The sequence below is a fragment of the Tenacibaculum aquaeponti genome (assembly GCF_052084715.1).
Lineage (GTDB): Bacteria > Bacteroidota > Bacteroidia > Flavobacteriales > Flavobacteriaceae > Polaribacter.
Genome location: NZ_CP197288.1, coordinates 2153567 through 2165944 on the forward strand (window position 1 = coordinate 2153567; position 12378 = coordinate 2165944).

12 protein-coding genes are annotated in these 12378 nt (G+C 29.9%); 9 read left to right on the top strand and 3 right to left on the bottom strand.

Going from position 1 to position 12378, the window contains the following annotated elements; translation table 11 throughout:
* Positions 1–5: 5 nt before the first annotated feature.
* Positions 6–548, bottom strand: coding sequence for a hypothetical protein (locus ACSIGC_RS09660; RefSeq protein WP_442264619.1), 543 nt, complete (start codon positions 546–548; stop codon positions 6–8).
* A 2-nt stretch (positions 549–550) separates the two neighbouring features.
* A complete protein-coding gene (locus tag ACSIGC_RS09665) occupies positions 551–1606 on the bottom strand; it encodes a hypothetical protein (RefSeq protein WP_442264620.1) in 1056 nt (351 codons plus the stop codon).
* A 160-nt stretch (positions 1607–1766) separates the two neighbouring features.
* Here ACSIGC_RS09665 and ACSIGC_RS09670 point away from each other — a divergent pair, with 160 nt between their 5' ends.
* The 6 genes from ACSIGC_RS09670 to ACSIGC_RS09695 all read left to right on the top strand — a co-directional run bounded on the left by ACSIGC_RS09670 (position 1767) and on the right by ACSIGC_RS09695 (position 8254).
* Positions 1767–2894: an aminotransferase class I/II-fold pyridoxal phosphate-dependent enzyme gene (locus ACSIGC_RS09670; protein ID WP_442264621.1), complete on the top strand. Its 1128-nt coding sequence runs from the start codon at positions 1767–1769 to the stop codon at positions 2892–2894.
* Between the two features lie 9 nt (positions 2895–2903).
* Positions 2904–3284 (top strand): DUF2007 domain-containing protein, encoded by a 381-nt coding sequence (locus tag ACSIGC_RS09675; RefSeq protein WP_095068966.1) that lies wholly within the window; start codon positions 2904–2906, stop codon positions 3282–3284.
* The gene (gene bioD / locus ACSIGC_RS09680; protein ID WP_442264622.1) at positions 3281–3889 is read left to right on the top strand and encodes a dethiobiotin synthase; all 609 of its coding nucleotides are present in this window, start codon (positions 3281–3283) and stop codon (positions 3887–3889) included. The genes ACSIGC_RS09675 and bioD overlap by 4 nt, the downstream gene beginning before the upstream one ends.
* Positions 3890–4046: 157 nt before the next feature.
* Positions 4047–4325, top strand: a complete 279-nt coding sequence (locus ACSIGC_RS09685) for a GIY-YIG nuclease family protein (protein ID WP_442264623.1) — start codon at positions 4047–4049, stop codon at positions 4323–4325.
* A gap of 161 nt (positions 4326–4486) precedes the next feature.
* A complete protein-coding gene (gene bioA / locus ACSIGC_RS09690) occupies positions 4487–5755 on the top strand; it encodes an adenosylmethionine--8-amino-7-oxononanoate transaminase (protein ID WP_442264624.1) in 1269 nt (422 codons plus the stop codon).
* Positions 5756–5845: 90 nt separating this feature from the next.
* Positions 5846–8254 carry a coiled-coil domain-containing protein gene (locus ACSIGC_RS09695; protein ID WP_442264625.1) on the top strand — a complete coding sequence of 803 codons (2409 nt, stop codon included), beginning with the start codon at positions 5846–5848 and terminating at the stop codon, positions 8252–8254.
* A gap of 14 nt (positions 8255–8268) precedes the next feature.
* Here the strand turns inward: ACSIGC_RS09695 and ACSIGC_RS09700 are convergent, their stop codons facing one another.
* Complete coding sequence (locus ACSIGC_RS09700) at positions 8269–8715, bottom strand: cytochrome c oxidase assembly factor Coa1 family protein (RefSeq protein ID WP_442264626.1); 447 nt, start codon at positions 8713–8715, stop codon at positions 8269–8271.
* A gap of 146 nt (positions 8716–8861) precedes the next feature.
* Here ACSIGC_RS09700 and ACSIGC_RS09705 point away from each other — a divergent pair, with 146 nt between their 5' ends.
* From ACSIGC_RS09705 to ACSIGC_RS09715, 3 genes are all read left to right on the top strand, one after another.
* Positions 8862–10013, top strand: coding sequence for a beta-ketoacyl synthase N-terminal-like domain-containing protein (locus tag ACSIGC_RS09705; RefSeq protein ID WP_442264627.1), 1152 nt, complete (start codon positions 8862–8864; stop codon positions 10011–10013).
* A 54-nt stretch (positions 10014–10067) separates the two neighbouring features.
* On the top strand, positions 10068–11165 hold the full coding sequence (bioB, locus tag ACSIGC_RS09710; protein WP_442264628.1) for a biotin synthase BioB: 1098 nt from the start codon (positions 10068–10070) through the stop codon (positions 11163–11165).
* Positions 11166–11261: 96 nt separating this feature from the next.
* Entirely contained in the window at positions 11262–12131 is an 870-nt protein-coding gene (locus tag ACSIGC_RS09715) for a cupin-like domain-containing protein (protein WP_442264629.1), read from the top strand.
* The last annotated feature ends 247 nt before the right edge of the window (positions 12132–12378 follow it).

The following is a 12378-nucleotide window of genomic DNA, read 5'->3' on the forward strand; positions in this document are numbered from 1 at the left end:
AATGATTAAAATGGAGAAATGCCCTCAGGTAAATCCATGGCAATTTTAGGATTCACCGATTCTTTTCTCACAATGAAATAGTTATGTTTCTTCTGTAATTGTCTTACCTGATCGGGGTTAATCTTGTAGCCTCTTAATAACCAATTCAAAAGTTCATCTGTAATAGGTTGTTTTCCTTTTCCTAATTTTTTCTGAATTGTTGTTAATAATCCTTTTGCTTCTTCTTGCTCTTCTCTTAATATATGTTGAATTGCTTGGCGTTCACAAACAAAAGCTTCGTGCTTTATTATTAAAAAATCTTCTTCTTTTTCTTTTAAAAATGCTCTGTAGTTTTCACAAAATGAAATCACTTGATCATGAGCTCCAGATAATTCTAAAGTTTCCATTACACATTGACTGTAATGTTGAAAAAATAACTCACTATCTTTTTGTTCCCTTGTTAACCTTAAAGCTTCTTTGTAATAACGTAATGCTTCTCCATAATTTTTATCTAAAGCATATATCTTTCCACGTTCAGCAATTCTGTAGTGTAACATATTTTGCTCCATACTTAAATTATTTCTGAATTACACCCGATTCGATCTAATTGTTCAAATAAATATCTTGCTATTAGACTAGGAATTGCATTTTTACTTTTCCATTCATTAGCGTTTTTTGTAGGTAAATCTTCTTTAGAGAAGAATTGTGCTAGTATTTTTCTTACACTTTCACTGTTATTTATATGAGTAATATGTAAATGCTTTTTGAAATTAAAATCTTTTTCAATTTCTACCTCTATACCAATTTCTTCAGCTTTCTGGATTAAAATCTCGGCTCTTTTTCTATTAATATTCTCAAATAAGTTAATTGGTAAAGCTTCTTGAATATTTTTTAATATTGATTCTGGCATTCCAACATTTTCTACTAAATATGATATATGCTTTTTATTTTCTACGCTAAAATTCAGAAGGTTTACTTTAACCAACTGATGTGTTTGACTTATTAGTTTTACAATGTTTTTTGTTTGATATTTTCTCCATAACCATTGTGAGTTAGTATACGAAACATCCTCAGCTACATAACTATCTCCTAATTTTTCAAACTTTGTTTTTAGTTGTTTTTCAACAGCTTTCAATTCTAAATTTTTAATATTAGAATCAATTAAAATTGTATATAAGTCTTTTTGTGGATTTGAATAATGTACATAAGCCTCAATTCTTTTTTTTAGAGCTAATGCTGTAGCTTCAGAAACATTTCCTAGAACTATACTTGGCTCATTTAAAAGTAGATTTAAAACTTCTGTACGTTTACAACCTAAAAATGTAGCCAATTGCTCTGTTACTTTAGGTAATGTTAAGACATCTTCAAAACTAATACTAACGTCTACTAGTTCGGTAGTTAAATTAATCGTTTCTTCTTCATCGTGTACCGATACATCTAAACCTAATTTTCTTAACGTATCTTCTGCTTTTAAAGCTGTATTTTCATCTACTTTTTGAAATAAAATAGAAGGTGCATTATATAGTAATTTCAATATATAATCTTGAGGCACCTTTAATGCATCTGATAAAATTTTTGAAGCTCCTGGAGTCGCTGTTCCAATAGAATTTATAATTACAGTATTCATCTTGTGTTTTTTTATTACGACAATTTTATTACGAATACTGACTAATAATACAAGGAAAAAAAACAAACCTTTTTAAGGAAAACCCCCCTAAAAAAACAGTTAAAAACAAAATAGTTATTCTTCAAGAAATACTATTCACGCGTTTAGTATTTTTGTTCTAATGAATTTTCCAAAAAAACTAGAACAAAAACTCACTCAAAGAAGAACTTCTAACACCTTAAGAAGTTTAAACTCGGATACCAATGGTATTGATTTTTATTCTAATGATTATTTAGGTTTAGCACAATCTGAATTTGTTTTCGATCAAGCACATCAGTTGTTATTAAATAAAAATATCAAAATCAATGGAGCTACAGGCTCTCGTTTAATTTCAGGAAATCATCAATTATATCAAGAAACTGAAAACTATATTGCTCAGTTTCATAATTCACAAAAAGCATTACTTTTTAATTCTGGTTACGATGCTAACGTCGGATTCTTTTCTTGTGTTCCACAACGTGGTGATGTGATTTTATATGATGAATATATCCATGCTTCTATTCGAGACGGAATTCAACTTTCGAATGCAAAAAGCTATAAATTCAAGCATAATGATTTAGAAAACCTAGATGAGATGCTGAAACGAGTTCAGTATGACACCATTTACATTGTTACAGAATCTGTATTTTCTATGGATGGTGATACACCAAATCTTAACGGATTAATTACTGTTGCAAAACAGCACAATGCGTATTTGGTTGTTGATGAAGCTCATGCTTTAGGTGTTTTCGGAGAAAAAGGTGAAGGTTTAGTTCAACAATTACAATTGGAAAATGAAGTTTTTGCTAGAATTATTACTTACGGAAAAGCTTTAGGTTGTCATGGAGCAACAATCTTAGGAAGTGAAAAACTATACAGTTATTTAATTAATTTTTCTAGAAGTTTTATCTATACCACAGGTTTGTCTCCTCATGCATTGGCCACAATTCAAGTTGCTTACCTACATTTAAATTCAGAAATCATTCAGCAACTAGAAGAGAATATCAATTTCTTTAAAAGTGAAGTAATACGATTACAGTTAGATAATTCTTTTATTGAAAGTAACTCTGCTATTCATTGCTCTGTAATTTCTGGAATAGAAAAAACAAAAGCTATTGCACTACAATTACAAGAAAACGGATTCAATATAAAACCTATTCTTTCTCCAACAGTTCCTGAAGGCCAAGAACGATTACGTTTCTGTTTGCACAGTTTTAATTCTAAAAAAGACATTACAACTATATTAGAACAACTTGCTACCTTTGTTTAAAATAGAAAGATGAGAGAAGATTATACAATTTTAGCTGTTTTTGAATATTCCACTGAAGCTCAATTGGTGAAATCTAAGTTAGATTCTGAAAACATTAGAACCATGTTAATGGATGAAACTACGATAGATTCAGATCCATTGATTAGTCAAGCTATTGGTGGTGTAAAACTTTTAGTTTTTAATCAAGATTTAAAAAAAGCTTCAGAAATTTATAACGATATCAGGACTTATGAGACCGACAATAAAGGTAATGCCATTCATTGTCCGAATTGTAATTCTACAAGGATTTTAGTAGCCGATGTACAGCGAAAGAATTTCTTTCACATGCTTTTCCCATTTTTTGAACCACGAAAATTAATTTGTAACGATTGTAAAACAATCTTTAAATGAAAAAATATTTTATCACCGGTATTTCTACAGAAGTAGGAAAAACTGTTGCTTCTGCAATTATTACAGAAGCTTTAGAGGCTGATTATTGGAAACCAATCCAATCTGGCGATTTAGACTATTCAGATACACATAAAGTAGAAAAATTAGTAACGAACAAAAAATCTGTTTTTCATCCAAATAGCTATGCGTTACAAACACCTATGAGTCCGCATGCTTCTGCTGAAATTGATGGAATCACGATTGACATCAATCAAATTAAAGCTCCAGAAACTCAAAATAATTTAGTTATCGAAGGTGCGGGTGGACTTTTAGTTCCGTTAAACGATGTCCATACTATTTTAGATTTAATTCAACCAGATTATAAAGTTATTGTAGTTTCTCGTCATTATCTAGGAAGTATTAATCACACCTTATTGACTTTAAATTTACTGAAAGAAAAAGGTTTTGATATTTCTTTAATTTTTAGTGGAGATGAGCATCCAACCACAGAAAGTATCATTAAAAAAATGAGTGAAGTTCCCGTAATTGGAAGAATTGAAGAAGAACCTTACATTGATCAGAATGTAATTAAAGAATACGCTGAACTGTTTAAAGATAAGTTGTAAAACATCTAATTTTATTAGAATATCTAAAGCTTACTTTTTTTGATGTGATGCTGAAACAAGTTCAGCATGACGGCAATTTCTAGGTTTTATTAAAACAATTATTTTTGTTTGAAACTTATAAACCGTCACCCTGAATTTATTTCAGGGTCTCATAATGATGAAACAAAGCTTTGTTTACATACTTACAAACACATATAGAACGACTTTTTATATTGGAGTTACTTCCAATTTAGAAAAACGAATTCTAGAACATAAACAAGGAGTTGGTTCTGCTTTTACTAAAAAATATAATTTATCAGATTTAATTTACTTTGAAAAGTTTTCAGACATTCGCCAAGCTATTTCAAGAGAAAAACAACTAAAGAATTGGCGTAAAGAATGGAAAATAAACTTGATTAAAAAGGTAAATCCAACTTTAAAAACACTAGAATATTAATTTTTATGCGATGCTGAAACAAGTTCAGCATGACGGCAATCTCTAGATCTTATTAAAACAACTATTTTTGCTAAAAATTAGTAAACGTCACCCTGAATTAATTTCTGTATCTCATAATGATGAATTAAGGTCAGCATAACGTTAATTAATAAAATGAAACCATGACACTACAAGAACGCGATAAAAAACACATTTGGCATCCTTTAAAACAACACCAAACACACCCGAATAGTTTAGGAATTGTAAAAGCCAAAGGATGTATACTTACAGATGAACATGGTAACGAATATATCGATGCTATTTCCTCTTGGTACACATGCATGTTTGGCCATTGTAACGATTTTATTACCAATCGTGTTTATCAGCAAATGCAGCAATTAGATCAAATCATGTTTAGTGATTTTACTCACCCTGCTGCTGTAGAACTTTCAGAAAAACTGATTCAAATTCTTCCTGAAAATCAAGCTAAAATTTTCTTTAACGATAATGGTTCAACAGCTGTAGAGTCTGCAATTAAAATGGCTTTACAGTATTATTTCAATATTGGAGATAAGCGTACTACTTTTATTGCTTTTGAAAATGGTTTTCACGGAGACACTTTCGGAGCCATGTCTACGTCTGGACTTTCAGTTTATAATGGCCCTTTTGAAGATTTTCTAATTAATATTCATAGAATTCCAGTACCAAATGGAGAGAATCATGTTGAAATCTTAGAACAATTATCTGAAATTATAGCCAATAATAAAATAGCTGCTTTTGTTTACGAACCTATTGTTCAAGGAGCTGCTGGAATGAAAATTCACAATATTGAAGGATTAAATCAAATTATTGAATATTGTAAAAACAATGATGTTTTAACTATTGCAGATGAAGTAATGACTGGTTTTGGTAAAACAGGAAAAAACTTTGCTTCAGATCATGTAGCTACAAAACCAGATATCATTTGTTTGAGTAAAGCATTAACTGGCGGATTAGTTCCAATGGCAATTACTTCTTGTACCCAGAAAATATACGATGCCTTCTTAAGTAACGATATTGCTAAAGGATATTTCCATTGTCATACCTATTCTGCAAATCCAATAGGTTGTGCGGCTGCTATTGCAAGTATAGATTTATTAACTTCAGAAGAAATTAAAGAAAATATTCAGCGAATTAGTAAATCACATATTGCGTTTAGTGAAAAAATTAAAACACACGCTAAAGTAAAATCAACCCGATCTATTGGTGTAATTTTCGCTTTAGATTTAGACACAAATATGGAACGTTATGGAACTTTAAGAGACTTATTATTATCCTCATTTATGAAAGAAGGTGTGTTTTTAAGACCTCTAGGAAATACAATTTACATTCAGGTTCCATATGTAATTACAGATAAACAATTAGAAAAAGTGTATTCTACAATTGAATATGTTTTAAATACCTATTTATAGGTGTTTTTTTAAAAAAAGGGTGTTTTTCCTGTACAACTACTTTCATATCAATGTAGATTAGATAACTGTTAACCAATTACTTAATCTACAGTGAGACTTAAACTAACTCTATTCTGTTTAGCTATAGGGTATATTGTTATTGCTCAAAAGCAAATTCAACCTTATACATTTACGCAAGAAGATAAAACCATATTGATTTATGCTTCTGCAAAATCTGCTAACAACATTACTTTTTCTTTAAAAAACGACAAGAATTTATCATTTAAAAATAAAGAAGGTGAAAATATTAGTTTTGATGTTTCTCCTTTTATAGAAACAATTTTTAAAAGTAAACTTAAAGAAGCTATAATTGCAATAAATAGTTATGAAGGAAAAGAAGATGATGAAGTAATTTCTGAAAATGAAATAGTAAATTTAGAAGATTATGAAAAAGAAACTCGTAACATATATCAGTTTTTCAACGCACTTATAATTACAGCATTTCAATACGATACGGAACCTGTAGCTGGAACATTGAAATATGCTTTAGATGTAAATATTACAAAAATTTCTGGTAGTACAGATTTTTATAAACTCGCAAGGTGCATTGATAATAAAAAGAAATCTGATTTAGACACTGCCAATTTTAAAAACCCTGATTTTGTTAATTATATCAAGAACAATAAATTCGAAGAGTTAAAAAAATTTGAAAGACACGAAATACGAAAAATTCTTAAAAAGGAATATAATGCTTATAAAATGGATCAACTATTAGAAGGAGATGATATTTTTAAAAATTATATCACATACAAAAAAGATTTAAAGGCAAAAAAAATTTTAATAGAGGATACTGAGATAATTAAAAATGACCTTCGCAAAAAAATTGATCTAGATAAAAACTCAATTCAAAATAAAATCTTAGAACTAGATTATCAAGTAATTAACTTAGAATCAGATTCAAATCAACTTGAAACCGAAATAGAAGAACAAAAAAAACTAAAACAAAGAGTTGAAAACATCAAAAACACATTCAAAGAACAATTAACAGATTCTACACTAGATAGCATACTAAGTTTAAATGACCTAACTAACAACTTAATTTCTAATGAATTACTAAAGAGCAAAGAGTTAACATTAAAGAAAAAAAAGAGAGAAGTAACAGAAAAAATAAACGAATCTAACAAACTAAAAACGAAGCTTAAAGATTTAGAAAAAGAATATTCGCTTAAAGTAAAAGAAACAACTAAAAAAATTGAAAAAGAAAAGAGGGATTTAGAAATAAAAATTGATCAATATATTGTAAATAAAAGGAAACAAATCTTAGACATTCCTTTATATGAATTTAAAATCGATGACATTCAACTGGATATTAATAATGGATTCATAGAACATATCACTATTACAGGTAAAGTAAAAAAAGCGCTTATTCCGGAAGATTTAGTATGGAAAAATTACGCTAAACCAGGAACTAATCCAGATTTGTCTTTTCAACAAGTAAAGGAATATATGAATAAGTTTTACAATGAACCTTTGGTAAAACAAATTTCAGATATCACAAATAAAGAATTGAAATTCGTTAATGCATTTCCTTTAGGCTTTAGTTCTCGAACAGATTTTGATGATTTACATAATTACGAATTAACGTATTATGAAGGTAGAGAAGCAATTTTTTCTATACCTGTAACAGATGTTATAAAAATGTATATACAAAAACATCAAAATGACCGTTTAGATTTTAGTCCAAAAAACCAAACTATTTCTCTTCCTCAAGATGATTTAAATAAAGAATTTAGTTTAGAGCTAAAAAAAGAAAAATCTTCAAAAATTTTAGGCGCTCGATTTTTTAGTGATTTTATAGGTTTCAATCAAGCAGACCCAAATGGTTTAATTCAAGTTGAAATTGAAAAATTAATTCCTCTTTGGACTAGACGTTATTTAATTAGAGGATCGAGAGGTAGAAATGTAGGTTGGGTAAATTATGTGAAACCTAGTTTTAATTGGGCTAGAATAGAAGATAGAGAGGAAGAGTTAACCTTATCTAATAACACCATTTCATATTTAGATTTAATACGTTACAAAAACACTTCTATTGGCTTTGATTTAAATGCTTTTACATTCGATGTACCTAATTCTAAATTACGTTTTGAATTAAACGGAGGTGTTCATTATGGTAGAACACGAGTTATTAATACTAGTACTCAATTTAATAAAAATGTTGGCTATTTTAACCTATACCCTGAAGCCAAAGTAAGAATTCGACCTGAAGAACGTTTTGGTGGTGCACTAATATATAGGCCAAACAAAATCTTAATTCCTAAAGGAACTGATTTTAACGGTTTTTCTACAGTACAAAATGATGGACAATGGTTACATGGAATAGAACTTTCAACATTTTACACTCCTAATATAAATAGTGATAATAAGTTCTTTTTTAGATATAGATACACAAACACGGCTAATCAAGAAACAAATGGTTTTAGTCAGTTTCAAGTTGGTTACCTAGCTTATTTAAAATTTTAAAATCAAAAAAGATTCTAGATACGCTCTAGAATCTTTTCCTTTTCTAATAAGTTAATTTGTTCTCCTGTTTCTTTAATCAACACATATAAATCTTCGTATACCCATTTTTTATCGACACGAATTCCTTTTACAACTAAAGTTCCTTCTCCTTTTTCTCCAACTATCTGAATAGAAAAATCTACTTCTCCTCCATCATTTTTTATAGAAATGTTTCCATTAGGAAACCCTTTCGATTCGATATCATTACCTAATAGTTCGGCAACTCTTCTATTTTGTTTTGCTATTTCAGTAACTTCATCTAATGGAGAAGAATCTACAAACTCATTAACTACACCAAATATTACAGCTCCAAATCCAAAAACAAATACTAGTATCATTATTAAACAACCAGAGCAACATCCTACAGGTAATACCCAAGGCCAATTTCTACCTAACCAACTTTTTTGAGATCTTTCATTCATATATTTTTTTCAATAAGACTAATTTAATTTTATATTGTTACAACATTTTATTTGAAATTGTTTAGTTTTTATTAATTAAAGCTAAAACAGATATAAATTAAAGTTTCTTTATTAGATAAAGCTTAATTTTGCTCAAATTTTTTGTTTTGAAACCAATATCAATCTCAGCTTTTGCTTCAATTTCTCCACTAGGAAAAACTTCTGAAGAAGTATGGACAAGTTATTTGGATGACAATCATCGAATGACCAAAAAAGAGTTTAAACATTTCTCTGAATGGGTCTCTAAAATTTCAGATGAAGATTTAAAAGCTATTGAAGAATTAAAAAAGTCTGATAATAAATATAAAAATCTAGACAATACTGTTCTCTTTGCTATCTATGCTTCACGAAAAGCTATAGAAAAAGCAGACTGGAAAACTGGTGACGACTTTGGTATTAATATCGGATCTTCTAGAGGTGCTACAGCTTTATTCGAAAAATATCACGAAGAATTTTTACAGAATGGAACTTCTTCCACCTTAAGTTCTCCAACAACAACATTAGGAAATATTTCTTCTTGGATTGCTCATGATTTAAAAAGTAGTGGACCAGAAATATCTCACTCTATTACTTGTTCTACAGCATTACATTCTCTTTTGAATGGAGTTGCCTGGTTACAAGCTGGTTTATGTGATAAATTTTTAGTTGGTGGAAGTGAAGCTCCATTAACTGAATTTACCGTAGCGCAAATGAAAGCACTTAAAGTGTATTCAAAAGAAACTGAAGGTTATCCTTGTAAGGCCTTTGATTTGAACAAAACCAAAAATACCATGATACTAGGTGAAGGCGCTGCTGTTGTATGTTTAGAAAATGAAATTTCTGATAAAACTGTAGCAAAAATTGAAGGTATCGGTTATGCTACTGAAGTTTTAAAACATAATACATCTGTTACTGCTGATGCTGAATGTTTTCAAAAATCGATGAAAATGGCGTGTAAAAACATCGACCTAAGCGAAGTAGATGCAATTGTAATGCACGCACCAGGAACTATAAAGGGAGATTCATCAGAAATAAATGCAGTTAAAAAAGTATTCGGAGATCACCAACCTTTTTTAACTACAAATAAGTGGAAATTAGGACACACTTTTGGAGCATCTGGACTTTTAAATTTTGAATTAGGCTTATTAATGTTAACACATCAAAAATTAATAGAAGTTCCTTTTGCTCAAGCTCAAAAGAAACCTAAAAAGATTCAAAAAATAATAATAAATGCCGTTGGTTTTGGAGGAAATGCTGTATCAGTTTTAATTTCAAAATAGTATAATAATACAATTAGTTTTCCTACTTTTGATAACGCAAACAATGACGACTATATGAGTGAGACTAGACATAACTGGACGAAAGAAGAAATTTTAGCAATTTATAATAAGCCTATGATGGAGCTGTTATATGACGCAGCAACTATTCATCGTAAACACCACGATCCAAATACAGTACAGGTATCTACATTACTTTCTATAAAGACAGGAGGATGCCCAGAAGATTGTGGATATTGCCCACAAGCAGCAAGATATCATACAGATGTTGAAGGAAATGATTTAATGAGTGTTAACCAAGTTAAAGCTCAAGCATTACGTGCTAAAGCTTCTGGAAGCTCTAGAGTTTGTATGGGTGCAGCTTGGAGAAATGTAAAAGACGGACCAGAATTCGATCAAGTGTTAGAAATGGTTCGTACAATTAATAAGCTAGATATGGAGGTTTGTTGTACTTTAGGTATGATTACAGAAAACCAAGCACACCGTTTAGCTGAAGCTGGTTTATATGCATATAACCACAATTTAGATTCATCTGAAGAATACTATAAAGAAGTAATTTCAACCAGAGGTTTTGAAGATCGTTTAGAAACTATTGACAATGTTCGTAAAACCAATGTAACGGTTTGTTCTGGTGGAATTATTGGAATGGGTGAAGCTATTGAAGATAGAGCAGGAATGTTAGTTGCATTATCTACTTTAAATCCACAACCAGAATCTGTGCCAATTAATGCATTAGTTGCTGTTGATGGAACTCCATTAGAAGATCAAAAACCTGTTTCTATTTGGGAAATGGTAAGAATGGTAGCAACAACTCGTATTGTAATGCCAGAAACTCAAGTACGTTTATCTGCTGGTAGAACGCAAATGAGCCAGGAAGGACAAACCATGTGTTTCTTTGCTGGAGCGAATTCTATTTTTGCTGGAGATAAGTTATTAACTACTCCAAACCCAGATGTAAACGAAGACATGAAGTTATTCGAATTACTTGGTTTAAATCCTCAAAAGCCATTTATCAAGAAAATGCAACCTAAAACAGTTGAGGCAGAAGATTCTCAATATAAAGATTTAGGTGAAAAACCAAAATGGACAAGACCAGGTCATACGATTGAAAGAAATGAGGTTAAAAAACAAGAAGCTAAACAAGTAAAAGCTTAAAATAGATAATATAAATAGGATAATTTATTTTAACAATTACTTTTAAAAAAGGTTTCGTAACGTTTTCTTAACTTTGCGGTTATCAAAATTTGACTAATGGGATTACAATTGGAACAAATAGATAGAGTTGAAACTATTACTAAAGAAGACTTTATCAAGAACTATTTCAAGCCTCAAAAACCTGTAGTTATTGAGCGTTTTATTGAAGATTGGCCTGCATATTCTAAATGGTCTTTAGAATATATGAAAGAGATTGCTGGTGATAAAACTGTTCCTTTATACGACGATAGACCTGTAGATTATAAAGATGGTTTTAACGAACCTCACGCTAAAATGAAAATGAGTGAATATGTAGATTTGTTAAAACGCGAACCTACTAAGTTTCGAATTTTCCTATGGAACATCTTAAAAGAAGTACCTGTGCTTCAAAAAGATTTTTCTTACCCTGATTTTGGATTACGATTAATGAAAGGTTTACCAATGTTATTCTTTGGAGGAAGAGACTCGTATACATTCATGCATTATGATATTGATTTAGCTAATATCTTTCATTTTCATTTTGAAGGAAAAAAGAAATGTATTTTGTTCGATCAAAAGCAAAATAAACATCTTTATAAAATACCACATTCGTTAATTACAAGAGAAGATATCGACTTTAATAATCCTGATTTTGACAAATGGCCAGCATTGAAACATGCCAAAGGTCATGTTGCAGAATTAGAACATGGAAATGTTTTATATATGCCAGAAGGTTATTGGCATTATATGCGCTACATAACACCAGGTTTTTCTATGAGTCTTCGTGCTATAGCTAGAAACCCTAAAAACCTTGGAAAAGCAGTTTACAATGTGTTTATTATGCGAACTATCGATAATATAATGCGACGAATAAAAGGTCAGAAATGGATTGATTGGAAAAACGAACAAGCCATTACAAGAACTAATAAAACTAACAATATTTCATAAAGAAAAAAGAAGGGGAAAAATCCCCTTCTTTTTTTTATTCAATATATTTTTTATGAATTAATTTTAACTGTTGGGGAATTATACTAACTACTAAATAAAATTCATGAAAACTTGTCCACATTGTGGTTCTAATAACCGCATAAGAAAAAGAAGAATAGGTATTGCAAAACATATCTTTTTCTTAAAATTTTACAATTGTTTAGATTGTAGAAAAGATTATTATTGGGTAAGCCTCTTTAATTTTTCA

Coding starts and splice junctions, on each gene's coding strand:
- ACSIGC_RS09660 (WP_442264619.1), bottom strand. CDS start 548: ATGGAGCAAAATATGTTACACTACAGAATTGCTGAACGTGGAAAGATA.
- ACSIGC_RS09665 (WP_442264620.1), bottom strand. CDS start 1,606: ATGAATACTGTAATTATAAATTCTATTGGAACAGCGACTCCAGGAGCT.
- ACSIGC_RS09670 (WP_442264621.1), top strand. CDS start 1,767: ATGAATTTTCCAAAAAAACTAGAACAAAAACTCACTCAAAGAAGAACT.
- ACSIGC_RS09675 (WP_095068966.1), top strand. CDS start 2,904: ATGAGAGAAGATTATACAATTTTAGCTGTTTTTGAATATTCCACTGAA.
- bioD (WP_442264622.1), top strand. CDS start 3,281: ATGAAAAAATATTTTATCACCGGTATTTCTACAGAAGTAGGAAAAACT.
- ACSIGC_RS09685 (WP_442264623.1), top strand. CDS start 4,047: ATGAAACAAAGCTTTGTTTACATACTTACAAACACATATAGAACGACT.
- bioA (WP_442264624.1), top strand. CDS start 4,487: ATGACACTACAAGAACGCGATAAAAAACACATTTGGCATCCTTTAAAA.
- ACSIGC_RS09700 (WP_442264626.1), bottom strand. CDS start 8,715: ATGAATGAAAGATCTCAAAAAAGTTGGTTAGGTAGAAATTGGCCTTGG.
- bioB (WP_442264628.1), top strand. CDS start 10,068: ATGAGTGAGACTAGACATAACTGGACGAAAGAAGAAATTTTAGCAATT.
- ACSIGC_RS09715 (WP_442264629.1), top strand. CDS start 11,262: ATGGGATTACAATTGGAACAAATAGATAGAGTTGAAACTATTACTAAA.